Origin of the sequence: Ralstonia soli (assembly GCF_023955655.1) — a bacterium.
Taxonomy (GTDB): domain Bacteria; phylum Pseudomonadota; class Gammaproteobacteria; order Burkholderiales; family Burkholderiaceae; genus Ralstonia; species Ralstonia soli.
In genome coordinates this window covers 101,648-127,895 of the sequence record NZ_JAMXHT010000006.1, presented here as the reverse complement: position 1 = coordinate 127,895, position 26,248 = coordinate 101,648, and the positions used below count along the sequence as shown (strand labels likewise).

Genomic DNA, 26,248 nt, shown 5'->3' with positions numbered 1-26,248 from the left:
ACCATGGACACCACCGAGCCGCTATCCGATGAGCGTAAGGCGGAGCGCCCGTCCGTAAGGATGGCGGTGGTGCTGTGCCGCCGGCCGACGGCCAATCGCTGGCAGCCGTTTCAGTGGCGGCTGGAAGCGGTGGTGCCCGATCTGGGCGAATACGGCAGCGAGCCGCGCTGTCTTGATCGCTCCGACACCGAAGAGCGCTGGCTCACGCCCGGCTTCGACGTCACGCTGTTTCGCGACGAGGCCGAGGGCTACTACCTGAACGTGACGTCCGCCGCGCCATGCTGGTTCGTGCTGTGGCGCCTGGGCGAGGCGGGCACGGCCAAGGGTGACGAAGAGGGCCGGGCGATTCCGCATACGGTGTCGCTCAGCTACAACGAGGCGGGCCGCTGGCTCGATGGCGGGGAAACGGTCGAAAACGTGCCGCTGGACAGTGCCGCGCTGGAGTGGCTGCGGGCGTACGTGGCCGAGAATTACCGGCCCGAGCCGAAGAAACGGCGCCGCCCCGAGTCGTTCCTGCCGCCGGAAGACCGCGCGAAGTACTGAGCGAGGCTGCCGTGAGCGACGAAACCTTCCTGTCGCGCTGGTCGCGCCGCAAGGCCGCCGAGCGGCGCGGCGAGCCCGAGCCTGAGGCGGCAGCACCGCCCGCTGAGGCGGTCCCGGTCGTAGTGCCTGAGGCGGTGCCGACCGAGCCCGTGCCCGATGCGCCGCCTCCGCTCACGCTGGAAGACGCCGCCAAGCTCACGCCGGCCGACGATTTCGCGCCTTTCATCGCCCGCGGCGTTGATGAGACGGTCAAGCGTGCCGCGCTCAAGAAGCTCTTCACCGATCCGCACTTCAATGTGATGGACGGGCTCGACACGTACATCGACGATTACTCGCAGCCCGACCCGATCCCGCCCGAGATGTTGCGGGAACTGCGCCACACAGCCGAGCTGCGGTTGTTTGAGCCGCTGGATGAAGAGAAAGCGGTGGCGGAAAGGGTGGATTTCGAACCCGACGCCGAGACAGTGCCGCCTGTGACGGACGAAGCCCCGCCCGGACTTGCCGCCGAGCCGCCGTTGGTTGATGCCCCCGCTCAGGCAACCCCGCATGGCGGCGCTAAGCCTCCGTCCGTAGAATAAAAAAGAGGACCGCGCGGCTGCGAGCCGGGCGGCCATGTCCCCATCGCCCCACCGTCCGTGTACCCGACGCGGGCGCACACGCACACATCCATGCCCACGCTGGTCTGCAGTTGCAATCACACCATGCCGCTCGACGCCGATGCTGTCTCGACGATCGGCGAAGCCCTGCGCGCATCCGCTGCCGCCATCGATACACCCGGCCAGACGCACCACCTGCTGTGCCGTCGGGAGATCGGTGCTTTCACGCAGGCGCTTGACGGTGCGGAAGACGTGATCGTCGCCTGCACGCAGGAGAAGGCGCTGTTTGCCGAGGTGGCTGCCGCGCGCGAGGGCGTGACCGCGCCGATCCATTTCGTCAACGTGCGTGAGACGGGCGGTTGGTCCGCCGGCGCCAGGCGCGATGCGCGTGGCTTCCATGCCAAGACGGCGGCGCTGCTGGCCGTGGCGGGCTTGCCTGAGCCGGACCCAGTGCCGGTGGTCGACTACCGGTCTGACGGCAACGTGCTGATCGTCGGTCCTGCGGAACGGGTGATGCCCTGGGCCGAACGTCTGGCCGATCAACTGAGCGTGACGGTGCTGGCGACGGGCCGTGATCGCACAATCGGTGCGGTGTCGGCGCCGCTGGAGCGCCGTTGGCCGGTCCACGCCGGAGAGCTTGTGGAGGTCAAGGGCTGGCTCGGCGCGTTCGAGGTGAAGTGGCGCAGCGGCAATCCGATCGACCTCGATCGATGCACGCGCTGCAACGCCTGCATCGACGTGTGTCCGGAGGGCGCGATCGACGCGCTCTACCAGATCGACCTGGACCGCTGCCGGGACCACCGCGCGTGCGTCAAAGCCTGCGGAGAAGCGATGGCCATCGATTTTGGCCGCGTGGATGCGCCCCAGACGGTGTCGGGCCAGTTCGACCTGATCTTCGATCTGAGCGACGCGCCTGCGTTTGCCCAACACCAGCCGCCGCAGGGCTACTTCCATGCAGGCGCCGATGCCGGCCGTCAATTGACGACGTCGCTCGCGCTGCTACAAATGGTGGGCGAATTCGAGAAGCCCAAGTTCTTCCAATACAAGGAATCGATCTGCGCACACGGGCGCAACGGCCAGGTGGGCTGCGACACGTGCGTGCAGGTGTGCTCGGCGTCGGCGATTTCATCGCAGTGGAAGGACGGGCGCGGCAGCGTGCACGTCACGCCCAACCTGTGTGTGGGCTGCGGCGCCTGTACGACGGCGTGTCCGACCGGCGCCATCACCTACGCGTATCCGAACGCGTCGTACCAGGGGCGCAAGCTCAAGACGCTGCTGAATACGTACGCCTCGGCGGGCGGGCGTGACGCCGTGGTCCTGCTGCACAACGGTGAACGCGGACGCACGTTGATCGAACAGCTGGGCCGTGCCGCGTGCATCGGCAAGGCGCAGGGCGTGCCGGTGAATGTGCTGCCGGTCGAGGTCTTTCATGCGGCGTCGACGGGGCCGGACCTGTGGCTGACTGCATTGGCCTACGGTGCCGCCCGCGTTGCCATCGTCCTGACCGAAGACGATGCGCCGCAGTACCGTGCGATGCTCGCGGAGCAGGTCGCCATGGTCCAGGCCGTGCTGCAGGGCCTGGGCGAACCGGCGGACGCCTCTGGTGTGGTGCTCATCGATGTGGCTGGCGCGGCCGCCTTCGATGCACGTCTGAACGCGGCCGACGTGTCTGGCGCGCTGCGCGGCTTCCGTCGTGACATGCCGGCTGCCACGTTTGCCGTGGCGGCCGCCAAGCGGGAGACGCTCGATTTCGCGCTCGACCACCTCGCGCGCCACGCCAAGGCCACCGAGGCCGTCATCCCGCTGCCGGCCGGCGCGCCGTTTGGCGCCATCACCGTGGACCGCGAACGCTGCACGCTGTGCATGGCGTGCGTGGGCGCGTGCCCGTCGCAAGCGCTGCGCGACCAGGCCGAACGCCCGGTGCTCTCCATGATCGAGCGCAACTGCGTTCAATGCGGCCTGTGCGAGACCACCTGCCCGGAAGACGCCATCGCGCTTGTGCCGCGCCTGAATTTGTCCGCTGCGGCGCGTCAGCCCGTCACGCTCAACGAGACGCAGCCGTTCCACTGCATTCGCTGCAACAAGCCGTTCGGCACCGCTCAGATGGTGACCACCATGCTGACCAAACTGGGCGCACATCCGGCCTTTTCCGGTGCCGCGGCCGAACGCCTGAAGATGTGCGGCGACTGCCGCGTCATCGACATGATGGAGCGCGGCGAACGTCCGGGCGCCACGCACTGAACCGAACCCGTTGCCGTTTCCCATGACCGACGCCCAGCCCCTGCAATTCCAGCCCGCCGCCACGCCCGCCGACAGCGCCGAGGATCTCGCCCGCGCAGATCTGTACGGCCTGTTAGCGACGCTGTTCTTCCACGCACCGGAGGCCGATTTGCTGCAGCGCATCGCCGCCGCCCCGCTGGACCCGGCCGGCGACGCTGATACCGACCCGGCCGATGCGCAAGCCGCTGCCAGCAGCGCGCTCACCCAGGCCTGGCGCCGCGTGGTGGCGCACGCCGGCCAGACCACCGCCGTGCAGGCCGACGATGAATACACCGAGCTGTTCATCGGCGTCGGCAAGCCCGAGGTGTTCCTGTATGGCTCGTACTACCAGGCCGGCTTCCTGAACGAAAAGCCGCTCGTGGTGCTGCGCGATGACTTGCGCCGCTACGGCCTGGAGCGCGCCGAGGGCGTCACCGAAACCGAAGACCACCTCGCCACGCTGTGCGAGGTCATGCGCTACCTGATCGCGGGGGACGACTCCGCCATCGCCCACATCGAAGAGCAGCGCGCCTTTTTCCAGCGGCATCTGGCCCCGTGGGTCGACAAGGCTTGTGATGCTGTATTGCAGCATCCGCGCGCCCGTTTTTATGCCGATGTGGCGGGATTGGCAAAAGCGTTTTTTGACGTCGAACGCCTCGCGCTGGAACTGGCGTGATAACGCTGAGTGATGGCTTAAGAAATAGGCGGCTCAATCAAGAGGCAGGCCCCGCAAGCGTCCCGGCGGTGTGGTTCAAGTTGTGCTGATTGAAAAAATTCATCGGTAAATCGTCAGGAAAATCCCGAGGGAAGGGGTTTCAGGCATGGTTTTCCCATACCGTTACTTCTAAAATGTGTCGGATATTTCCTATTACATTCGGTCATCGGTTTGAGAAAACCGGGGGAGCATCGATATGCCAAGCCCGAACACCGTCCCTCACCTTCACCCGCAGGCGGATTCCGTTGAATCGGCCCCCACGCGCCGCCGCTTCCTGATGGGCGCTGCGGTGGCCGCCGCCGCCGGCACGGCCGCCACGGCCAGCCATCTGGCGCAGGCGCCCGTCGGCGCCGCCGCACCCGAGGCCGAACCCGTTGCCAAAGGTGCCGATTCCGGCGCCACCGGTTACCGGCTGAGCGAACACATCCGCAAGTACTACAAGACGACGTGGATCTGACGCGGCCGCACTCGCGCCGCCTCAGCCACCGTTGTCACTGCACGCATCCCACATCCTCAGGTGACCCATATGCTTCTGACCCGCAAACCGGCGGTACAGGACACCAAAGCCGCCCAGGCGCGCCGCTCCGGCGCCGCGTCCCTTACCGGCAGTCTGGCGCGCAGCCTGGCCGGCGCACTGCCGACCATGGATCGCCGCACGTTCCTTAAGCGCTCCGGTATTGGCGTGGGCGCTGGGCTTGCGGCCACGCAGCTCTCGCTGGTGAAGAAGTCGGTCGTGGGTGAGGCGCAGGCCGCCGAAGGTAAGGGCGACATCGTTGTGCGCCGTACCGTGTGCTCGCACTGTTCGGTGGGCTGCTCGGTGGATGCGGTGGTGCAGAACGGCGTGTGGGTGCGCCAGGAGCCCGTCTTCGATTCCCCCATCAACATGGGGGCGCACTGCGCCAAGGGCGCTGCATTGCGCGAACACGGTCACGGCGAGTACCGGCTCAAGACACCGATGAAGCTGGTGGATGGCCGCTACCAGCGCATCAGCTGGGAGCAGGCGCTCAACGAGATCGTCGCCAAGATGAAGACGATCCGTCAGGAGACCGGGCCGGATTCGTTCTTCTTCGTGGGGTCGTCCAAGCACAGCAACGAGCAGGCGTACCTGCTGCGCAAGTGGGTGTCGTTCTTCGGCACCAACAATTGCGACCACCAGGCCCGCATCTGCCACAGCACCACCGTGGCGGGCGTCGCCAACACGTGGGGCTACGGCGCCATGACCAACTCGTACAACGACATGCAGAACGCCAAGTGCGCGTTGTACATCGGCTCGAATGCAGCCGAAGCGCACCCGGTGTCGATGCTGCATCTGCTGCATGCCAAGGAAACCGGCTGCAAGGTCATCGTGGTCGACCCGCGCTATACGCGCACGGCGGCCAAGTCGGATGAGTACGTGCGCATCCGCTCGGGCACCGACATCGCGTTCCTGTTCGGCGTGCTGTACCACATCTTCAAGAACGGCTGGGAAGACAAGCAGTACATCCACGACCGCGTCTACGGCATGGACAAGGTGCGCGAAGAAGTGCTCGCCAAATGGACGCCGGACAAGGTCGAGGAGGTGTGCGGCGTGCCCGAGGCGCAGGTGCACAAGGTTGCCGAGATGATGGCGATGAACCGCCCGAGTACGCTCGTGTGGTGCATGGGCCAGACGCAGCACACCATCGGCAACGCCATCGTGCGTGCGTCGTGCATCGTGCAGCTGGCGCTGGGCAACATTGGCAAGTCGGGCGGCGGGGCCAACATCTTCCGCGGCCACGACAACGTGCAAGGCGCGACGGACGTCGGTCCGAACCCCGATTCGCTGCCGGGCTACTACGGCCTTGCCACCGGGGCATGGAAGCACTTCGCCAAGGTATGGGACGTCGACTACGACTGGATCAAGGGCCGCTTCGCCTCGCAGGCAATGATGGAGAAGTCCGGCACGACGGTCTCGCGCTGGGCCGACGCGGTGCTGGAAAAGAATGACCTGATCGACCAGGACAACAACGTCCGCGCCGTCTTCTACTGGGGCCACGCTCCGAATTCGCAGACGCGCGGGATGGACATGAAGCGCGCGCTCGACAAGCTTGATCTGCTGGTGGTGGTGGACCCGTATCCGTCGGCCACGGCCGCGATGGCCAACATGCCCGCCGCTGACGGCACCCCGCCGAACCCGAACCGCGCCGTCTACTTGTTGCCGGCCGCCACGCAGTTTGAAACGTCGGGTTCGTGCACGGCATCCAACCGCTCGCTGCAATGGCGCGAGAAGGTGATCGAGCCGTTGTTCGAGTCGCAGCCGGACCACGTCATCATGCAAGCCTTTGCCGATCGTCTCGGCTTTGGCAATGAGCTGTCGAAAGGCTGCAAGATCACCGAATACAAGCGCGCCGGCATGACCTGGCGCGAGCCGGAGATCGAATCGATCCTGCGCGAGATCAACCGCGGCAACTGGACCATCGGCTACACCGGCCAATCGCCGGAACGCCTGAAGGCACACATGCGCAACATGCATCTGTTTGATGTGCGCACGCTGCGCTGCAAGGGCGGTAAGGACCCTGAAACCGGCTACGACCTGACCGGCGATTACTACGGTCTGCCCTGGCCGTGCTACGGCACGCCGGAACTCAAGCATCCCGGCTCGCCCAATCTGTATGACACCAGCAAGCACGTGATGGAAGGCGGCGGTAACTTCCGCGCCAACTTTGGCGTGGAGCGCGACGGCGTCAACCTGCTGGCCGAAGACGGCTCGTTCTCGCTGGGCTCCGAGCTCACCACCGGCTACCCCGAGTTCGACCATGTCTTCCTCAAGAAACTCGGCTGGTGGGATGACCTGACCGACGCTGAAAAGAAGGCCGCCGAAGGCAAGAACTGGAAGACCGACCTGTCCGGCGGCATCCAGCGCGTGGCGATGAAGCACGGTTGCCATCCGTTCGGCAACGCCAAGGCGCGTGCCATCGTATGGAACTTCCCTGACGGCATTCCGCAGCACCGCGAGCCGCTGTATTCCACGCGGCCCGACATGGTCGCCAAGTACCCGACGCACGACGACAAAAAGACTTTCTGGCGCCTCCCCACGCTGTACAAGACGGTGCAGCAGCGCAACATCGAGAACAAGGTCTACGAGAAATTCCCAATCATCCTCACCTCCGGCCGACTGGTCGAGTACGAGGGCGGCGGCGAAGAGACGCGCTCCAACCCGTGGCTGGCCGAGCTGCAGCAGGAGAACTTCGTCGAGATCAACCCCAAGGCCGCGGCCGACCGGGGCATCCGGCATAACGACTTCGTCTGGGTCAAGACGCCGACCGGCGCTCAGATCAAGGTGCGCGCGCTGGTGACGGAGCGCGTGGGTGTGGACCACGCCTTCATTCCGTTCCACTTCTCGGGCTGGTGGCAGGGCAAGGATTTGCTCGACTACTACCCGGAAGGCGCCCACCCGATCGTGCGCGGCGAGGCCGTCAATACGGCCACCACCTACGGTTACGACTCCGTGACGATGATGCAGGAAACGAAAACGACGGTCTGCCAGATCGAGCGGTTCGCTTAAAGGAACGGGGAGATCAACATGGCACGTATGAAATTCATCTGTGACAGCGAGCGCTGCATCGAATGCAACGCCTGCGCCACGGCCTGCAAGAACGAGAACGAGGTGCCCTGGGGCGTGAACCGGCGCCGCGTGGTCACCATCAACGACGGCATGATCGGCGCGGAGAAATCCATCTCTGTGGCGTGCATGCACTGCTCGGATGCACCGTGCATGGCGGTCTGCCCGGTCGACTGCTTCTATCGCACCGAAGACGGCGTGGTGCTGCACGACAAGGACGTCTGCATCGGCTGCGGTTACTGCTCGTATGCGTGCCCGTTTGGCGCGCCGCAGTTTCCGAGCCAAGGCACCTTCGGCGTGCGCGGCAAGATGGACAAGTGCACGTTCTGCTCCGGCGGCCCCGAGAAGAACGGCAGCGAAGAAGAGTTCGAGAAGTACGGCCGCAACCGCCTGGCTGAAGGCAAGCTGCCGCTGTGCGCGGAAATGTGCTCGACCAAGGCGCTGCTCGGCGGCGACGGCGATGTGATTTCCGACATCTTGCGTAACCGCGTGATGAAGCGGGGAAAGGGCGCAGACCTGTTCGGGTGGGGCACGGCCTATGGTGGCGCGGGCGGTGCTCAGAACAAGGGCGGCCAGGCAGCGCCGGCCGCTCCGGCCGCGCCGGCTTCTGCGCCAGGAGCCCAATCATGAGCCCACGTACACGATCGATCGGCCTGCTGGTCACCCTGGGCACCGTGCTGCTGCTCGGTGCGTGCGGAGAACGCTCCCAGACTGCCTTCGCCTCGCACCGCAAGGACGACGCACCCGCCTACAAGGGCGCGGAAGGCGATCCCTTCATGGCCAAGAACTGGACGCCCGGCGACCGCACGAGCTGGGAGAACCAGATCCGCGCGCGCGGCCAGTATCAGAACGAGTACAACAAAACGCCGTGACGCCATGACACGTACGAGCGGAGGTTCGTCCATGGGCACTTCCTGGAAACACCTGAAATGCGTCGCGATGGCGGTGCTGCTCAGCGGTGTGGCGATGTTCGCCAGCGCCCAGCAGCCGACCAGTGCACCGGCGGCCAACGCGCAGCCGGTCAATCCGGCTGTGCAGCCGGCACAGCCGTTCTCCAACATCGTCTCGGAGAATGTGTTTGACGTGCAGAAGCGCGACCTCGCCAAGGAGGCGCAGGACCAGACCGCGCGTCGCATCACGCAGCCGGGCAATAACGCGCCGGTGTGGCGGGAGGTCAATTCCGACCAGGCGCATTACGCCAGCATTCCCGGCCTGGAAGCCGGCGTGCTGATCCAGCGTACCGGCCAGAAATGGCGGCTGTTCCGCAATGGCGTCATCACCGTGTGGGGCGGCTGGCTGGTGGTGCTCGTGCCGCTGGCCATCCTCGGTTTCTTCCTGTGGAAGGGCCCGATCCGCCTGAAGGAAGCGCCCACAGGCCGCAAGATCGAACGCTTCACGCCCACCGAGCGCTACGTGCACTGGACCATGGCGATCTCGTTCGTCACGCTGGGCGTGTCGGGCATCGCCATGCTGTGGGGCAAGCATTTCCTGCTGCCTGTGATGGGCCATCAGTTGTTCGGCTGGCTCACGTATGTGCTGAAGAACCTGCACAACCTCGTCGGGCCGCTGTTCACCGTCAGCATCATCGTGGCCTTTGTGCTGTGGGTGCGGGACAACCTGCCGCGCAGCGGCGATCTCAAGTGGTTGCTCAGCCTGGGCGGCATGTTTGCCGGCGAACACGGCGCCGAGGTGCCGTCGCACCGCTTCAACGCCGGCGAAAAGCTCTGGTTCTGGGGCGGCCTCGTCGTGCTCGGGCTGATCCTGTCTGCGTCGGGGTGGGTGCTCGACCGCATCGTCCCGGGTGTGGATTACTACCGCAGCACGATGCAGCTGGCTGAGGTCATTCACGCCATTGCGGCTGTCGGCATGATCTGCATGTCGCTGGGCCACATCTATATCGGCACGATCGGCATGGAAGGCGCCTACCGGGCCATGCGCGACGGCTACGTCGACGAGGCCTGGGCCAAGGAACACCACGAACTCTGGTACGACGACATCAAGGCCGGCAAGATTCCCGCGCAGCGGTCTCAGCCGCCGGCGCCACCTGCGCCGAGCGAGCAGCCTGCCAAGCTCTGACCTCGCGCCATCGTCTGCCATCTATTCAAGGAACCCCACCATGCATGCCTTTGCGATGACGCGTGCCGCAGGTATGGCGTTTGCTGCCGCCATGCTGAGCCTGACGAGCGGGCTGGCCGGCGCCAAGTTGCCGGCCCCGACGGAAGATCAAAAGGCGCAGGCCGAACTGGCCAAGGCCAAGACTGCCTGGGGCGACAAGGTGGCTGCGTTCCAGTTGTGCAAGGCTCAAGACAAGGTCGTGACGGGCTACCAGGCCAGCGGTAAGGGCGCGCATACGCAATCAGGCGCGCCGTGCGCCGACCCCGGCCCCTTTGTGCCGCCCGTGCCGGCCACCGCAGCGCCTGCAGCGCCGGCACCGGCCGCCAAAGGGTGAACCCTCGTTGCAGATGTTGCGAGTTCACCATCCGGCAGTACAATCGTCCGCTCGCAAGTGAACCCTGACTGGAGGTGACACATGAAGCAACTCGCGATTGGACTCGCCGTGATCGGCCTGATGGCCGGCTGTGCATCGAATACTGGGTCGACGGCCAAGGCGGCTGACTCGGCCATGGGCGCTTCTGCCGTCCTGGCGCCCAAGAGCGGCAGCGCCGTGCAAGGCAGTGTGAAGCTGGTGCAGCAAGGCGACAATCGGGTTGCCATGGCCGTGGACATTTCCGGCCTGCCGGCCAACGGCATGTTCGGCTTCCACGTGCACGAAAAGGGCGATTGCTCCTCGGCTGACGGCATGAGCGCAGGCGGCCACTTCAACCCGACCGGCCAGCAGCATGGCGATCCGCGTAGCGGCACGCACCACGCCGGCGACATCCCGATGCTGCAATCCGACGCCAATGGCAAGGCCGTTGGGTCGATCGTTCTTTCCGGCGTGACGCTGACCCCTGGGCCGACGAGCCTGGTCGGCCATGCGCTGGTCGTCCATGCTGGCAAGGACGACTACGTAACCCAGCCCACCGGCAATTCCGGCGGGCGCGTTGCCTGCGGCGTGATCGTGGCGAACTGATCGCCTGAGCACGGTGCTCGTCTTCGGATGGGCGCCAGCCGCAAGTCCATGCGCACGCTTGCCGTGCGCATTTTTTATTGAACCGAGATCGATGTTGCAGCGCCCCGAACTGACCAACGCTTCCATCCCGTTGCTCGACGAAGTCGATGTCATCGACGAGTTGGGGCGAGTGCGCACCGTGCACATTCCCGGCGAGCGCCCGCTCACGGTCTATCTCGACAAGCGCGAACTCGTCACGCTCATGACGCTGGGCGGCGCGCCCGAAGCCCTGGTGCTCGGCTACCTGCGCAATCAACGGCTGGTCGGCAGCGTCGAAGACATCGCCTCCGTCCAGGTCGACTGGGAAACCGAATCCGCTGCTGTCACCACCCGCGCCGGCATTGCCGACCTGGACGAAAAGACAGCCCGCCGCACCGTCACCACCGGCTGCGGGCAGGGCACCGTGTTCGGTTCGCTGATGGACGAGATCGATGTCATCCACCTGCCGCCCGAAGCGCGCATGACGCAGACCACGCTGTACCGCGTGGTCGACACCATCCGCCTGCAGCAATCGATCTATAAGCAGGCGGGCTCGGTGCACGGCTGTGCGCTGTTCGACGCGCGCGGCGAGCTGCTGCACTTCATCGAAGACGTGGGCCGCCACAACGCCGTCGACGCCATCGCCGGCCGTATGTGGCTCGATGGCATGGACGGCGGCGACAAGATCTTCTACACCACCGGGCGCTTGACCTCCGAGATGGTCATCAAGGGCGCACAGATGGGCATCCCGTTCCTGCTGTCCCGCTCGGGTGTCACGCAGATGGGCTATCAGATGGCGCAGCGGGTCAACCTGACGCTGTTTGCGCGGTGCACGGGCCGACACTTTCTTCTCTATACGGGCCGCGACCGCTTCGTGGCCGAGCCGGCGGTGGCCGGCGTGGTCGGCCCGCGCGGGGAGCTGCCGCAGGCCATGGAATCGGGCCAATAAGCCCTGCGCAAGCCATCGGTCGACACGGGGGTCCCCGTCACGGGTTTGGGAGTACAATCCGCGTTCCAAAACCGGGCCAAAGATCGGACCGGCTTGCATGACCAAATGGGGACAGTTTTCGCACCGCGAAGCCTGCCCCCATTTGTTCATCCAAGGTATCTGGACGCTCCATGAGCATCAAATCCGACAAGTGGATCCGCCGCATGGCCGAGCAGCACGGCATGATCGAGCCGTTCGAACCCGGCCAGGTGCGCGAATCCGAAGGGCGCCGCATCGTCTCTTACGGCACGTCGAGCTACGGCTACGACATCCGCTGCGCCGACGAATTCAAGATCTTCACCAACATCAACAGCACGATCGTCGATCCGAAGAACTTCGACGAGAAGTCGTTCGTCGACTTCAAGGGCGACGTGTGCATCATCCCGCCGAACTCGTTCGCGCTGGCCCGCACGATGGAGTACTTCCGCATCCCGCGCACGGTGCTGACCGTGTGCTTGGGCAAGAGCACGTACGCGCGCTGCGGGATCATCGTCAACGTCACGCCGTTCGAGCCCGAGTGGGAAGGCTACGTGACGCTGGAGTTCTCCAACACCACGCCGCTGCCCGCCAAGATCTACGCCGGCGAAGGTTGCGCGCAGGTGCTGTTCTTCGAGAGCGACGAGGAGTGCGAAACCTCGTACAAGGACCGTGGCGGCAAGTACCAGGGCCAGCACGGTGTGACGCTGCCCAAGACCTAGTTTTTGTAGTCCGTTTCCGAGTTTCCGGAGCGGTGTCTTCTATTTCATCTGTCAAGGAACCACGATGAAATTCCGCTTTCCCGTCATCATCATCGACGAGGACTTCCGCTCCGAGAACGTCTCCGGGTCGGGCATTCGCGCGTTGGCCCAGGCCATCGAGCAAGAGGGCATGGAGGTCACGGGCCTCACCAGCTATGGTGATCTGACCTCGTTCGCGCAGCAGTCGAGCCGCGCGTCGACCTTCATCGTCTCGATCGACGACGACGAGTTCATCAACCCGGACAGCGACAAGCCGGAACCGGAAGCGGTTGAAAACCTGCGTAGCTTCGTCGCTGAAGTGCGCCGCCGCAATGCGGACATCCCCATCTTCCTGTACGGCGAAACGCGCACCTCGCGCCACCTGCCGAACGACGTGCTGCGCGAGCTGCACGGCTTCATCCACATGTTCGAGGACACGCCGGAGTTCGTGGCCCGACACATCATCCGTGAAGCACGCAACTATCTGGACTCGCTGCCGCCGCCGTTCTTCAAGGCGCTGATCGACTACGCGCAGGACAGCTCGTATTCGTGGCACTGCCCGGGGCACTCGGGCGGCGTGGCGTTCCTGAAGAGCCCGGTGGGCCAGGTGTTCCACCAGTTCTTCGGCGAGAACATGCTGCGCGCCGACGTGTGCAACGCGGTGGAAGAACTCGGCCAGTTGCTTGATCACACGGGCCCGGTGGCCGCGTCCGAACGTAATGCCGCGCGCATCTTCGGATCGGACCACATGTTCTTCGTGACCAACGGTACGTCCACGTCGAACAAGATGGTGTGGCACGCCAACGTGGCGCCCGGCGACATCGTCGTGGTGGACCGCAACTGCCACAAGTCGATCCTGCACGCGATCATGATGACGGGCGCGATTCCCGTGTTCCTGATGCCGACGCGCAACCACTTCGGCATCATCGGCCCGATCCCGAAGAGCGAGTTCGAGCCGGAAACGATTGCCAAGAAGATCGCCGATCACCCGTTCGCCAGTCAGGCCAAGAACAAGAAGCCGCGCATCCTGACCATCACGCAGGGTACGTACGACGGCGTGCTGTACAACGCCGAGATGATCAAGAACATGCTGTCGACCGAAATCGACACGCTGCACTTTGACGAAGCCTGGCTGCCGCACGCGTCGTTCCACCCGTTCTACGAGAACATGCACGCCATCGGCCACGGCCGTGCGCGCAGCAAGGATGCGCTGGTGTTCGCCACGCAGAGCACGCACAAGCTGCTGGCCGGTCTGTCGCAGGCCTCGCAGATCCTTGTGCAGGATTCCGAGACGCGCAAGCTCGATACGTACCGCTTCAACGAGGCGTATCTGATGCACACGTCGACGAGCCCGCAGTACTCGATCATCGCGTCGTGCGACGTGGCCGCCGCGATGATGGAAGCGCCGGGCGGCACCGCGCTGGTGGAAGAGAGCATTGCCGAAGCGCTGGACTTCCGCCGCGCCATGCGCAAGGTGGAGCAGGAATACGTCGGCACGAATGGCGGCAATGGAAAGGGCGACGACTGGTGGTTCAAGGTCTGGGGCCCGAACGACCTGTCGGACGAAGGCATCGAAGACCGCGAAGGCTGGATGCTCAAGGCCAACGAGCGCTGGCACGGCTTCGGCAACCTGGCTGAAGACTTCAACCTGCTCGACCCGATCAAGGCCACGATCATCACCCCGGGGCTGGACGTGGACGGCAAGTTCAGCGATTCGGGCATTCCGGCCGCCATCGTGACGCGCTATCTGGCCGAGCACGGCATCATCGTCGAGAAGACCGGTCTGTATTCGTTCTTCATCATGTTCACCATCGGCATCACCAAGGGCCGCTGGAACTCGATGGTGACCGAGCTGCAGCAGTTCAAGGACGACTACGACAACAACCAGCCGCTGTGGCGCGTGTTGCCGGAGTTCGTGCGCCAGTATCCGCAGTACGAACGCATTGGCCTGCGCGAGCTGTGCGACAGCATCCACAGTGTCTACCAGGCCAACGATGTGGCCCGCGTGACGACCGAGATGTACCTGTCGAACATGGAAGTGGCGATGAAACCGTCGGACGCCTGGGCCAAGATGGCCCACCGCGAAACCGAGCGCGTGGCCATCGATGACCTGGAAGGCCGCATCACCGCCATCCTGCTGACGCCGTATCCGCCGGGTATTCCGCTGCTGATTCCGGGCGAGCGCTTCAACAAGACGATCGTGCAGTACCTGCAGTTTGCGCGTGAGTTCAACAAGCTGTTCCCGGGCTTTGAGACGGATATCCACGGGCTTGTCGAAGAGGAAATCGACGGCAAGATGGGCTATTTCGTCGACTGCGTGCGCTAGGAACACGCCGCAAAGCTACTGCGCGGCTCAATCTTGGCTCTGCGATGCTCGCCGTACCCGTGTACGGCTGCGCTTCTCGAACCAACCTTGAGCCGCTCGCTACGCTTTTCGGCATCTTCCCAAGTAGCAGAGAGCAAATAAAAAAACGCCGCGCTGAATCAGCGCGGCGTTTTTGTTTGGAGCGTGCGGCAGATTAGTCAGCCAGTGCAGCGCGTGCAACGGCGATCGCCTGCTTGACCTGCTCCGGCGCGGTACCGCCAATGTGATTGCGCGAAGCGACCGAGCCTTCCAGCGTCAGCACGGCGTGCACATCATCACCAATCAGGTTGGCCTTGTCGCCCAGGCCGCTGATGTCGCGCAGTTGTGCGACAGACAGATCGGCCAGGTCGCAGCGCAGGTCGTCGCAGGCACGCACGGCGTGGGCCACGGCTTCGTGCGCATCGCGGAAGGGCAGGCCGCGCTTGACGAGGTAATCGGCCAGGTCGGTGGCGGTAGCGTAGCCCTGCAGCGCAGCGGCGCGCATGGCATCGGCCTTGACGGTGATGCCCGTCGCCATGTCGGCAAAGATGCGCAGCGTGTCGACCACGGTGTCGACCGTGTCGAACAGCGGTTCCTTGTCTTCCTGGTTGTCCTTGTTGTAGGCCAGCGGTTGGCCCTTCATCAGCGTGAGCAGGCTGATGAGGTGACCATTGACGCGGCCGGTCTTGCCGCGCGCCAGTTCGGGCACGTCGGGGTTTTTCTTCTGCGGCATGATTGAGCTGCCGGTGCAGAAGCGGTCCGCAATGTCGATAAAGCCCACGCGCGGGCTCATCCACAGCACCAGCTCTTCAGAGAAGCGCGAGATGTGCGTCATGACGAGCGCGGCCGCAGCGCAGAATTCGATGGCGAAGTCGCGGTCGGACACGGCATCCAGCGAGTTGCGGCACACGCCGTCAAAGCCGAGTTGCTGTGCGACGAATTCGCGGTCGATCGGGTAGCTCGTGCCGGCCAGCGCGGCGGCGCCCAGTGGCAGGCGGTTGACGCGCTTGCGGGCGTCGAGCATGCGCTCGGTGTCGCGCGTGAACATCTCAACGTAGGCCAGCAGGTGGTGGCCGAACACTACCGGTTGCGCGACCTGCAGGTGCGTGAAGCCCGGGACGATGGTGTTGGTGTGCTGCTCAGCCAGATCCAGCAGCGCGCCGCGCAGGGCCTTGAGCAGACCGACGATGTTGTCGATCTCGCTGCGCAGCCACAGGCGGATGTCGGTGGCGACCTGGTCGTTACGCGAGCGGCCGGTGTGCAGGCGCTTGCCGGCATCGCCCGCCATGGCGGTCAGACGCGCTTCGATGTTCAGGTGCACGTCTTCCAGGTCCAGCTTCCATTCGAACGTGCCGGCTTCGATTTCCTGGCGGATCTGCGCCATGCCTTTCTCGATGGCGGCGCGATCGGCCTCGGCGATGATGCCCTGCTTGGCGAGCATGGCCGCGTGCGCGAGCGAGCCCTGGATGTCGAACAGCGCGAGGCGCTTGTCGAAGAACACCGACGCGGTATAGCGCTTGACGAGATCGGACACCGGCTCGTTAAAGCGGGCGGACCACGCTTCGGCCTTCTTGGCGAGTTGGGAGGTCATGGGCGGACAGCTGGAGGAGGCGGCCGGCGAGGGGTGCCAGCCGCAAAATTCAGGAAACCGCAATTATATCGTCTCGCCCCTTTGGGGCTACAGCGTGCTGTCGATCAGCGCGCCCTTGAAGACCACTGGCCCTGTCGGCCCGTCTGGGTTGGACGAACCGCCGCGCGGCTCCACGCTGATGGCGAGCGCGGGTACTTGCTGCAGCGGTTGCGCCACGGTCAGCCGGACCGCGCGCTGATGCCCGATTACGCCAAGTGACTTCGGCTTCCCGCCGGGCGGCAACGCCCAGAGTTGCAGCGCTTGTTCCGTGGTGAGCGGCGTCGCATCCAGCCGCTTGAGCGACAGCGTGCCAGTGCGCGCATCCCAGGTGACGAGGACGGCGGCCTGCGCCTGCGCGTCCTGCAGCACGGCCACGGCGTTGGCGACGGGTGCCTCGCGCAATTGCTGCGACAGCCTGAGGTTCAACCCGACCGCCACCGCCGCGATGACCGCCGCCACCGCCGTGGCGCCGCGCCAGAAACCGGCGCCTTGCCACAGCTTCTGCCAAAGCGTTGTCTGCGGGGGTGGAAGTTCGCGCCAGCCGAGTTGCGCTTCCACGCGGCAGAGAATTTCGGGCAGCGGCGCCGTGGCCGGCTGCAAGGCAGGCAGGTCGGCCAGGTAGCGCTGCCAGCGCTCGACCGTGGCGCGCACGGTGTCGTCGCGGCGGATGATCTGCTCGAAACGGCGGCGTGCGCCCGCCCGCAAGGTGCCGACCGCGTATTCGGCGGCCAGCTTGTCGACGAGGTCGGGGTGGCGGCGTGGGTCCATCAGGGTGCTCCCAGGCATTCGCGCAGGCGGTCCAGCCCGCGCCGCATCCAGGATTTGACCGTGCCGAGCGGCAGCGAGAGGGCTTGCGCGAGCTCGCTGTGCGAAAGATCACGCAGATAGGCCAGCGACACGACCTCGCGCTGTTTCGGGTCCAGGCGCTTGAGGCATTCCGCCAGCGCACGGGCCTGCTGGCCGGCGAGCGCCAAGTCGGCCGGGCCGGGAGCGTGGTCGGCCAGGACCTCGGCGTAGGTGTCGTCCAGCGGCACGGATTCCTGCACGCGTTCGGCATGCTGTCGGCGCAGGCAATCGAGTGCACGGTTGCGCACGATGGTGGTCATCCACGTCATGGGGGCGGCCAGGTGCGGGCGGTAATCGCCGGCATGGCGCCAGATGTTGACGAAGCTTTCTTGCAAGACGTCCTCGGCCCAGTCCTTCCTGACCAAGATACGCAGCGCGAGCCCAAACAGTTTCGGTGCGCAGCGTGTGTAGAGCGTGCGCAGGGCGTCGCGCTCGCCCAGGCCGATGCGTTGCAGCAGCGCAGCCAGCTCTTCGGCATCGGCGCTTTGCGGGCGGCCTGCTGCAACCGCCTGCGGCGGGCGGCTGTCTTGTTCGGCGTGGTCTGCGGCGGTGCGCTGGAAAGTGAGCACGGGTGGCGTTGTGGAGCGTTCTGCCCAAAGTGTAGGAAGAAACGGCGGTCGCGGGGGGAATTCACGTGGGCGGCGTAGCGGTTTGCATCCGGTGTGCATCCAATCGGGCGTGCGCTCCGTATAAGCGGTCAGGCGCTGGACAACGCCGGCGATCCGCACCACGGTAGTACGCGGGTCGTGCTTCTTCCCCACATGCAAGGAGAACGACGATGGATACGAGCAAAGAAATGGATCTGTTCGACGGTGACGGCCCCCGCATCGACGCGCGCCGCCGCGTGCTGCTGCGCGCGCCGGGGCTGATGGCGCTGGGTTCGCTGGCGGCGGTGTCGCTGGGGCAGTCGATGCCGGCCTGGGCGCAGACCCAGTCGGGCAGCGTCAAGGACGACATCAACATCCTGAATGTGGCGCTCGGGCTGGAGTACCAGGCCATCGCCGCATATCAGGTGGGCGCGGAAAGCGGCCTGCTGCAAAAGCCGGTACTGGCGACGGCCGTGAAGTTTCAGGGCCACCACAAGGCGCATGCGTCGGTGCTGGCCGGCACCGTGTCCAAGCTCGGGGGCACGCCGGTGATGGAAAAGAAGGTGGCGGAATACAACTTCCCGGTCAGCCAGTTGAAAACGCAGGCCGACGTGCTGCGCTTTGCGGCCGGGCTGGAGAAGGGAGCGACTTCGGCTTACCTGGGCGTGATGCCGAATTTCTACACGCGGGATCTGACCAAGGCCGCCGCCAGCATCATGGGCGACGAGGCGATGCACTGGGCGGTGTTGCTTTCGGTGCTGGGTGACGACCCTGTGCCGGTTGCTTTTCTCGCCTGACTGTCACCAGCAGGGATTTGCTGGACCGCCACGCCGGCGGCTCGTTACGGCGTGGCGGTTTTTTTTTGCGAAGGCGTTAGCCGCTGTTGCGCAACCCAGCGGCAATCCCGTTGATCGACAGGTGGATGCCGCGCCGTACACGCGCATCGTCGCTGCCGGCCTTGCCCGAGCGGAAGCGCTTGAGCAGTTCCACCTGCAAGTGGTTCAGCGGATCCAGGTACGGGAAGCGGTTCTTGATCGAACGTGCCAGCAGCGGGTTGTCGGCCAGCCGCTCAGTGTGGCCGGTGATGGCTGCCAGCACCTGCTCGGTCAACGTGAACTCCGCCGAGATGCGCGAGAACACTGCGTTGCGCAGCTTGCGGTCGTCGCACAGCTGCGCGTAGCGCGAGGCCACGTTCAGATCGGCCTTGGACAGCACCATGTCCATGTTCGACAGCAGGTTCGCAAAGAACGGCCACTGCTTGTGCATGCGCTTGAGCGTAGCCAGGCGCGCGGCGCGGGCCTTGGCGTTGCCGGCATCGTCCAGCCATTGCTGCACGGCGCTGCCGAAGCCGAACCAGCCCGGCAGCAGCAGGCGGCACTGTCCCCACGAGAAGCCCCACGGAATCGCGCGCAGGTCTTCAATGCGGCGGTGCTTCTTGTCCATCAGCTTGCGCGAGGCCGGACGCGAACCGAGGTTCAGGTCGGCAATCTCGGTGATCGGCGTGGTGGCGAAGAAGTAGTCCTTGAAGCCCGGGGTTTCGTAGACGAGGTTGCGGTACGCGGCAAAGGCGTTGTCCGACAGCGCCTGCATGGCGGCTTCGAATTCTTCCAGACCCTTCGGTCGGTTACGCGTGGGGAGCAGCGTGGCTTCCAGCGTGGCTGCGACGATGGTCTCCAGGTTGCGCCGGCCGATCTCGGGGTTGGCGAACTTGCTGGAGATGATTTCGCCCTGTTCGGTCAGGCGGATCTGCCCGTTCACCGTGCCCGGCGGCTGCGACAGGATGGCCTGGTAGGTCGGGCCGCCGCCACGGCCCACCGTGCCGCCACGGCCGTGGAACAGGCGCAGGCGCACGCCCTTGCGCTCGAACAGCTCCACCAGTGCCAGCTCGGCCTTGTACAGCTCCCAGTTGGAGGTGAGGAAGCCGCCGTCCTTGTTGGAATCCGAATAGCCGAGCATGACTTCCTGCTCGTTGCCCTGTGCGGCCAGCACGGCATCAAAGCCGGGCAGGGCGAGGAGGTCGCCCATGATCTGTGGGGCGTTGCGCAAGTCTTCGATGGTTTCGAACAGCGGGATCACCATCACGTCGAGTCCGACGCCAGCGCCGTTGGCGTTCGCGCGGAACATGCCCGCTTCCTTCTGCAGCAGCATCACTTCGAGCAGGTCGGACAGCGTCTCGGTGTGCGAGATGATGTAGTTGCGCACGATGCGGTTGCCGTAGCGGGCACGCACCTCGCGCGCGGCGCGGAAGATGTCGATCTCTTGCGTGGTCTGCTCGCTGTACGTGTGGAACGGCAGCGTCAGCAGGCGCGGCTGTTGCAGCTCGCGCAGCAGCAGCGTGCGCTTGTCGGCCTCGGACAGCGCGGCATACGCGCCTTCCACACCCGCCACCTTCAGCAGCTCAGCGACGGTCGCTTCGTGCACGTCCGACACCTGCCGCAAGTCGATCGACGAGAGGTGGAAGCCGAACACGTCAATCGCGCGCGCCAGCGATGCCAGCCGCGCATCGGCCAGCACCTCGCCGTGGTGGGCCGCCAGTGAATCGATGACGGTCTGGATGTCAGCGCGCAGTTCTTCTGCGTTCGTGTACGCCGGGGCCGGGCCCACGGCGTGGCGGCCGGCATCTTCGCCGGTCAGTTCGCGGCAGGTGGCGGCCAGGCGTGCGTACACGCCGATCAGCGCGCGGCGATAGGGCTCGTCGGCGCGATGCTCGGAGCGGTCGGGTGATTGCTCGGCCAGCGTCAGGAGTTCGGCGCTTACGTCCACCTGCGAGGTGGACATCGACAGCTCTGCACCCAGCGCGTGGATCTCTTCCAGATACCACGCGAGGATCACGCTCGCCTGCTTGCGTGCAGCGTCGCGCAAGGTTGCCGCGGTGACGAAGGGGTTGCCGTCGCGGTCGCCGCCGATCCATGAGCCCATCTGGAAGAACGCCGGCAGCGGTGCGGGCTCGCCGCGTGCGCCACGGCGCGGGAACACGGAAGCGATGTCCTCTTCCAGCTCGCGGTACAGCGCGGGAATCTCGCGCAGGAAGGTGGTCTGGTAGTACGACAGCGCGTTCTCGATCTCGTCGGCCACCATCAGCCGCGTGGTGCGCAGCATGCGGGTCTGCCACAGCTTGGTCACGTGCGCGCGCAGCAGCTTCGTGTTGCGCTCGCGCTCGCGCGCGGTGAGCGGCGTGTCGCGTTCGGCCAGCAGGCGAGCGATCTCGCGCTGCGCGTCGAGGATGCTCTTGCGCTGCACTTCGGTCGGGTGGGCGGTGAGCACCGGCACGATGAGCGCGGCATCGAAGAACTGGCGCAGCGCTTCACCGGAGACGCCTTCATCGGCCACCGACAGCAGGGCGCGCATCATGCTGCCCGGCTGCGGCGGCGAGCCGGCCAGCGCGTGCACATGACGGCGACGGTTGTGGTGCTGGTCTTCGGCAATGTTGGCCAGGTGCGAAAAGTAGCTGAACGCACGCACCACGGAGTTGGTCTGCTCGCGCGAGAGCGCCTTGAGCAGGCGGTCGAGTTCCTGCTCGGCCTGGCGGTCGCCGTCGCGACGGAAACGCACCGCGGTCTGGCGGATGGTTTCGACCGTTTCGAAGACGGTGCCACCTTCCTGGTCACGCAGCACGTCGCCCAGCAGGCGCCCGAGGAAGCGGATGTCCTCTTTCAGCGGCTGATCCTTGGCGGCCGCGCTTCCCGACGAACGACGGGAGGTGACGCCAAGTGATGCGCCGTTAGCCTGGTCCGCGCCATTGGCCTTGGCCACCGGCTTGGCGGCGGGTTTGGCGGTCTTGATGACCTTGATCGCTTTGGTGGTCTTGGCGGGGGCGGCGGAAGCCTTGCGGGCGGGGGTCGCGCGCGAGGAAGCGCGGCGCGCGGCGGGCTGCGTCATGGTGTCTCCTAGGTTGGATCGGTAAGGTGCCTGAACGGCCCTCTTTGTGCATCACTTCAACGTGATAGCCGGTCTGTGGCGAAAAAGCTGCGTGCTACCATTGCCGCATGTCTTCCGCTACCCACCCGACTCCCGTCGAATCCCAGCTTGCAACGACTCCTGCAGCCCAGGCGCCGACCAAGCTGGTCATTGCCTCGCGCGAAAGCCGGCTCGCTCTGTGGCAGGCCGAACACGTGCGTGCTGCATTGCAAAAATACTATCCCGCGTGCGACGTGTCCATCCTGGGAATGACCACCCGCGGCGACCAGATTCTCGACCGCTCGCTCGCCAAGGTGGGCGGCAAGGGCTTGTTCGTCAAGGAGCTGGAAGTCGCGCTGGCCGAAGGGCGTGCCGATCTGGCCGTCCATTCGCTCAAGGATGTGCCGATGGAGCTGCCGGAAGGCTTCGCGCTGCCGACCCTTCTGGAACGTGAAGACCCGCGCGACGCTTTCGTTTCCAACCAGTACGCCGATCTGGCCTCACTGCCTGCCGGCGCCGTGGTGGGTACCTCCAGCCTGCGCCGCGAGGCTTCGTTGCGGGCGCGTTTTCCGCATCTGGTCATCCAGCCGCTGCGGGGCAATCTCGATACGCGCCTGGGCAAGCTTGATCGTGGCGACTACGCGGCCATCATCCTGGCGGCGGCGGGGCTCAAGCGCCTGGGGTTGGCTGACCGAATCCGCTCGACCATCGCGCCGGAAGAATCGCTGCCGGCGGCGGGGCAGGGCGCGCTCGGTATCGAGATCCGCGCCGACCGGGCCGACGTGCAGGCTTGGCTCGCGCCGCTGCACCATGTGCCCACTGCGCTGGCCGTGACGGCAGAACGCGCGGTCTCGCGCATCCTCGGCGGGTCGTGCCAGGTGCCGCTGGCCGCGTTTGCGCAGTGGTCGGATGCCGGTACGCTGCGCCTGCGCGCCTTTGTTGCCTCGCAGGACGGCACCCGCAAGCTCGCCGCAGATGGCGAGGCCACGCCGGCCACGCTGGCCGAAGCCGACGCACTGGGTGTGCGCGTTGCCCAGCAGATGCTGGACGGCGGCGCGCGCGACATCCTCGCCATGCTGGGCGCCGACGCCCCACCCGCAACCTGATTCCAACGGCACGCCATGGACGATCACTTGCCACTGTCATCGCCCTCACCCAGCGCGCCACCCGCCGATCCGCCCGTCGTGGTGGTCACGCGTCCGCGCGCGCAAGCGCCCATGCTGGTGGCGGCGCTGGAGCGCCACGGCTTGCGCACGCACCAGTTCCCGCTGCTCGACATCGCGCCGACGCCCAATCTCGATGATCTGCGTGCCGCGCTGAGCGATCCGTCGCGTTATGCGCTGGTCGTGTTCGTCAGCCCAAACGCCGTACAGCAGGCATTTGCCGCCATGCCGGAGGGCTTCCGCTGGCCGCAGGAAGTGCCGGTGGCCGTGGTGGGCCCTGCGAGTGCGCTGGCGCTGGCCACGCACGGTGTCGCGCCACCCGCGCATCGCGTGATCCAGCCCGATACGCACGCCGACGATGCCCGCCAGGATTCCGAAGCGCTGTACACGCGGCTCGATGTGCCGTCGCTTGCCGGCCGCGAGGTGCTGATCGTGCGTGGCAATGGCGGCCGCGAGTGGCTGGCCGACCAACTGCGCGAAGCCGGCGCATTGGTGCGCACCGTAGAGGCCTATCGCCGCAGCGTACCCGTGCCTGATGCCGCCGCATGGCTCGCGCTGCGTGCCGTGCTATCCGGCCGCCACGCCTGGACGCTTACCAGCTCCGAGGCCGTCCGCAATCTCGACGAGCTGGCTCGCGCCAACCTCTCGCCGGCCGATCTGGACGCGCTGCATGGCGCGCCGTGCTTCGCCTCGCATGCCCGCATCGTCGAACAGGCCACGGCGCTGGGCTTCCGCGACGTCACGCTCACCGGCGCGGGCGACGACCGCCTGCTCGCCAGCGTGCTGGTCTGGGCAGGCCCCGTGTCTGCACCGACACCAGCATCCGCGCACGCTCCAGCAGCGGCGTCGGCTGAATCAAACCTGTCTCCTTCTTCTTCCACTGTGACGCAGACTCCCGTTTCCTCGTCCGCTTCCGCTTCAGCCCCCGCTGCCGGTTCGACGCCCGCACCCGAGGCCACCAAGCCGAGCCCGGCCCCGACGCCCGCCGCCGCACCGGTCGCTTCCACATCCGCCCAGGCTGTCGACCCTGCACCGCGCCGCGGCAGTTGGCTGATCTGGGTCGTGCTGGTGGTGGTTGTGGCGGCAGTCGCTGCGCTGCAGGTGCGCAACGAGCGCCTCGCGCGTGATATCCGCCAGCGCGGGCAGCAGAATGACGCTCTGGCGCAGGAGATGCGCGTGCTCTCGCGTGCGGATCAGGATTCGGTTGCCCAGTTGCAGCAGAAGTTCGGCGCGCTGGATGCCCGCACCACGGAAACCCGCGACCGGCAGGCCGCGCTCGAACAAGCCAACCAGGATCTGCTGCGCAATCGCGACGACTGGCAGCGCGCCGAGATCCAGCGATCGCTCGAGGTCACGGCCGAGCAGCTTCAACTGACTGGCAACGTGGCCGGTGCGCTGGCGACACTGCAAGCCGTCGACGCGCGCCTGGCCACGCTCGACAAGCCGCAGTTCAACGCCGTGCGCCGCGCTGTTTCGCGTGACATGGCCAAGCTCAAGGCCATGCCGTCGTTTGATCTGGCCGGCGCCGCGCTGCGCCTGGATGACGCCATCAACGCGGTCGATACGCTGCCGCTCATCTCGTCGGCTCAGCCGCTGGATGCAGAGGTGGCCGCACAGATGCCGCACGCTGCCGCAAAGTCGACGAAGAGTGCCAAGGCTCACGCTGCTGCCGCATCGGAACCGGCCGCTTCGACATCCACCAACGCGGGCTGGTCCGCCGGCGTGCGCGCCTGGTGGGGCCGCCTGTGGGGCGACGTGCGTGGTGAACTGGGCCAGATCGTGCAGGTGCGCCGCGTTGACCAGACCGAGGCGCTGCTGCTGTCTTCCGACCAGGCGTGGTTCCTGCGTGAAAACCTGAAGCTGCGGCTGATGAACGCGCGCCTGGCGCTGCTCTCGCGCAACGACGCGGTGTTCCGCGCTGATCTGGGCCGCGCCGATGCGCTGCTCGCGCGCTATTTCGATACGCAGTCTTCGCGCGTGACCACGGTGCAGAACCAGTTGGCGCAAGTGCGCACCACGGCCGGCACGCTGCAGGTACCGACGCTGGCCGACAGCCTTGCCGCCGTGCGCGGTCAGGGCAAGGAGTGAGCATGCGCTGGATATTCTGGGTCGCGCTGCTGTTTGCCGCCGCCGTCGGGCTGGCGCTGTTCACTGAACTGAACCTGAGCAACGTCGTACTGTTCTACCCGCCGTACCGGGTGGAGATGTCACTCAACTTCGTGCTGGCAGCATTGCTGCTGACCTTCGTGGCGCTGCATCTGGTGATGCGCCTGTTTCACCATGTGGCGGGCATGCCGGCGCGTGCGGCGGCCTACCGCGAGCGCAACCGCATCCTGAAGGCGTCCGCCGCACTGCGTGAAGCGATGGAAAGCCTGTTCGCCGGCCGTTTTGGCCGCGCCGAGCGCCTCGCGCGTGAAGCCCAGGCGTGGGAGCCGCAACGCGAGACGGCCGCGCTCATCGGTGCCCGCGCCGCGCACCGCATGCAGGAAACCGACCGCCGCGACGCATGGATGGCCGAGGTCGCCTCGCCCGATCGCGAGCAGGCCAAGCTCGTGTCGATGGCCGAACTGCTGGTCGATGCGCGTGATGCGGAAGGTGCGCTCGAGAAGATCGCGCAACTGCAATCGCAGGGTTCACGGCAGATTCAGGCACAGCGCATTGCGCTGCGCGCGCACCAGCACCTGAAGAACTGGAGCGAAGTCCTGCGCCTGACGCGTGCGCTGGAAAAGCGCAACGCCATCCATTCCGTGTTGGCCGCGCGCCTCAAGCAGATGGCGTGCGAAACCCTGCTGGCGGAACGCCGGCACGATGCCGATGCGCTGAACGGCTTCTGGCGTGAGCTGACCACCGAAGAGCGCCGCTCGCCGCGCATTGCATCCCAGGCGGCGCTGTACTTTGCGCAGCTCGGTCGCACCGACGAAGCCAAGCGCATCGTCGAGGATGGCCTGAAGACGCATTGGGATGGCCGCCTGATCCGCCGTTATGCCGATTGCGCGGTGCCAGGCAAGGCGCTGCCGTTGATCCAGCAGGCCGAGAAATGGCTCAGCCAGCATCCGGTGGATGCCGACCTGTTCTACACGCTTGGCATGCTGTGCTTCAAGGAGCAGCTCTGGGGCAAGGCCCAGTCGAACCTGGAGTCGGCGTTGAAGTACGCGGATGCGGATCATTCGGGCAATCTGCGCGCTCATGCGCATCTGGCGCTCGCGCAGATGTACGAGCAGACCGAGCGGCTGGAAGAGGCTCAGCGCCACTATCGCCAAAGCGCGTTGCTGGCGGTCAAATAAGTCGCGCTG

The 26,248-nt window shown here is 65.9% G+C and carries 22 protein-coding genes; 18 read left to right on the top strand and 4 right to left on the bottom strand.

Annotated elements, in window-relative coordinates:
- The first annotated feature begins 3 nt into the window (after positions 1-3).
- From NG900_RS16510 to NG900_RS16445, 14 genes are all read left to right on the top strand, one after another.
- Positions 4-543 (top strand): DUF3305 domain-containing protein, encoded by a 540-nt coding sequence (locus NG900_RS16510; RefSeq protein ID WP_252682427.1) that lies wholly within the window; start codon positions 4-6, stop codon positions 541-543.
- 11 nt (positions 544-554) lie between these two features.
- Positions 555-1,121 (top strand): DUF3306 domain-containing protein, encoded by a 567-nt coding sequence (locus NG900_RS16505; RefSeq protein ID WP_252682425.1) that lies wholly within the window; start codon positions 555-557, stop codon positions 1,119-1,121.
- 90 nt (positions 1,122-1,211) lie between these two features.
- Entirely contained in the window at positions 1,212-3,380 is a 2,169-nt protein-coding gene (locus NG900_RS16500) for a 4Fe-4S binding protein (protein WP_252682424.1), read from the top strand.
- Positions 3,381-3,402: 22 nt separating this feature from the next.
- Positions 3,403-4,074 carry a TorD/DmsD family molecular chaperone gene (locus tag NG900_RS16495; protein ID WP_252682422.1) on the top strand — a complete coding sequence of 224 codons (672 nt, stop codon included), beginning with the start codon at positions 3,403-3,405 and terminating at the stop codon, positions 4,072-4,074.
- Between the two features lie 235 nt (positions 4,075-4,309).
- Complete coding sequence (locus tag NG900_RS16490) at positions 4,310-4,570, top strand: formate dehydrogenase (protein WP_252682420.1); 261 nt, start codon at positions 4,310-4,312, stop codon at positions 4,568-4,570.
- Positions 4,571-4,639: 69 nt separating this feature from the next.
- Positions 4,640-7,636, top strand: a complete 2,997-nt coding sequence (locus NG900_RS16485; RefSeq protein WP_252682418.1) for a molybdopterin-dependent oxidoreductase — start codon at positions 4,640-4,642, stop codon at positions 7,634-7,636.
- A gap of 18 nt (positions 7,637-7,654) precedes the next feature.
- Positions 7,655-8,323, top strand: a complete 669-nt coding sequence (gene fdh3B, locus NG900_RS16480; RefSeq protein ID WP_252682417.1) for a formate dehydrogenase FDH3 subunit beta — start codon at positions 7,655-7,657, stop codon at positions 8,321-8,323.
- Positions 8,320-8,565 carry a hypothetical protein gene (locus NG900_RS16475; RefSeq protein WP_252682415.1) on the top strand — a complete coding sequence of 82 codons (246 nt, stop codon included), beginning with the start codon at positions 8,320-8,322 and terminating at the stop codon, positions 8,563-8,565. Before fdh3B ends, NG900_RS16475 begins: the two co-directional genes overlap by 4 nt.
- A gap of 31 nt (positions 8,566-8,596) precedes the next feature.
- Positions 8,597-9,769, top strand: a complete 1,173-nt coding sequence (locus NG900_RS16470) for a formate dehydrogenase subunit gamma (RefSeq protein WP_252682412.1) — start codon at positions 8,597-8,599, stop codon at positions 9,767-9,769.
- A 40-nt stretch (positions 9,770-9,809) separates the two neighbouring features.
- Entirely contained in the window at positions 9,810-10,142 is a 333-nt protein-coding gene (locus NG900_RS16465; protein WP_252682410.1) for a hypothetical protein, read from the top strand.
- A gap of 81 nt (positions 10,143-10,223) precedes the next feature.
- Positions 10,224-10,766, top strand: a complete 543-nt coding sequence (locus tag NG900_RS16460) for a superoxide dismutase family protein (RefSeq protein ID WP_252682408.1) — start codon at positions 10,224-10,226, stop codon at positions 10,764-10,766.
- Between the two features lie 91 nt (positions 10,767-10,857).
- Positions 10,858-11,733, top strand: a complete 876-nt coding sequence (locus tag NG900_RS16455) for a formate dehydrogenase accessory sulfurtransferase FdhD (protein WP_252682406.1) — start codon at positions 10,858-10,860, stop codon at positions 11,731-11,733.
- 170 nt (positions 11,734-11,903) lie between these two features.
- Positions 11,904-12,470: a dCTP deaminase gene (gene dcd / locus NG900_RS16450; RefSeq protein ID WP_012762552.1), complete on the top strand. Its 567-nt coding sequence runs from the start codon at positions 11,904-11,906 to the stop codon at positions 12,468-12,470.
- A gap of 64 nt (positions 12,471-12,534) precedes the next feature.
- Positions 12,535-14,814, top strand: a complete 2,280-nt coding sequence (locus NG900_RS16445; RefSeq protein ID WP_252682403.1) for an arginine/lysine/ornithine decarboxylase — start codon at positions 12,535-12,537, stop codon at positions 14,812-14,814.
- A gap of 193 nt (positions 14,815-15,007) precedes the next feature.
- On the opposite strand, the gene argH is transcribed toward NG900_RS16445, so the two are convergent.
- From argH to NG900_RS16430, 3 genes are all read right to left on the bottom strand, one after another.
- Entirely contained in the window at positions 15,008-16,423 is a 1,416-nt protein-coding gene (gene argH / locus NG900_RS16440) for an argininosuccinate lyase (protein WP_252682401.1), read from the bottom strand.
- Between the two features lie 87 nt (positions 16,424-16,510).
- Entirely contained in the window at positions 16,511-17,230 is a 720-nt protein-coding gene (locus tag NG900_RS16435) for an anti-sigma factor (protein ID WP_252682399.1), read from the bottom strand.
- Positions 17,230-17,877, bottom strand: coding sequence for an RNA polymerase sigma factor (locus tag NG900_RS16430; RefSeq protein WP_252682397.1), 648 nt, complete (start codon positions 17,875-17,877; stop codon positions 17,230-17,232). The genes NG900_RS16435 and NG900_RS16430 overlap by 1 nt, the downstream gene beginning before the upstream one ends.
- A gap of 209 nt (positions 17,878-18,086) precedes the next feature.
- Here NG900_RS16430 and NG900_RS16425 point away from each other — a divergent pair, with 209 nt between their 5' ends.
- On the top strand, positions 18,087-18,692 hold the full coding sequence (locus NG900_RS16425) for a ferritin-like domain-containing protein (protein WP_252682396.1): 606 nt from the start codon (positions 18,087-18,089) through the stop codon (positions 18,690-18,692).
- 76 nt (positions 18,693-18,768) lie between these two features.
- On the opposite strand, the gene ppc is transcribed toward NG900_RS16425, so the two are convergent.
- Entirely contained in the window at positions 18,769-21,774 is a 3,006-nt protein-coding gene (gene ppc, locus NG900_RS16420) for a phosphoenolpyruvate carboxylase (protein ID WP_252682393.1), read from the bottom strand.
- Between the two features lie 107 nt (positions 21,775-21,881).
- Here ppc and hemC point away from each other — a divergent pair, with 107 nt between their 5' ends.
- The 3 genes from hemC to NG900_RS16405 are packed head-to-tail and all read left to right on the top strand — an operon-like array spanning position 21,882 to position 26,239.
- The gene (gene hemC, locus NG900_RS16415) at positions 21,882-22,898 is read left to right on the top strand and encodes a hydroxymethylbilane synthase (protein ID WP_252682391.1); all 1,017 of its coding nucleotides are present in this window, start codon (positions 21,882-21,884) and stop codon (positions 22,896-22,898) included.
- Positions 22,899-22,913: 15 nt separating this feature from the next.
- Positions 22,914-25,043 (top strand): fused uroporphyrinogen-III synthase HemD/membrane protein HemX, encoded by a 2,130-nt coding sequence (gene hemDX / locus NG900_RS16410; RefSeq protein WP_252682389.1) that lies wholly within the window; start codon positions 22,914-22,916, stop codon positions 25,041-25,043.
- Between the two features lie 2 nt (positions 25,044-25,045).
- A complete protein-coding gene (locus NG900_RS16405) occupies positions 25,046-26,239 on the top strand; it encodes a heme biosynthesis protein HemY (RefSeq protein ID WP_252682387.1) in 1,194 nt (397 codons plus the stop codon).
- Positions 26,240-26,248 lie beyond the last annotated feature (9 nt).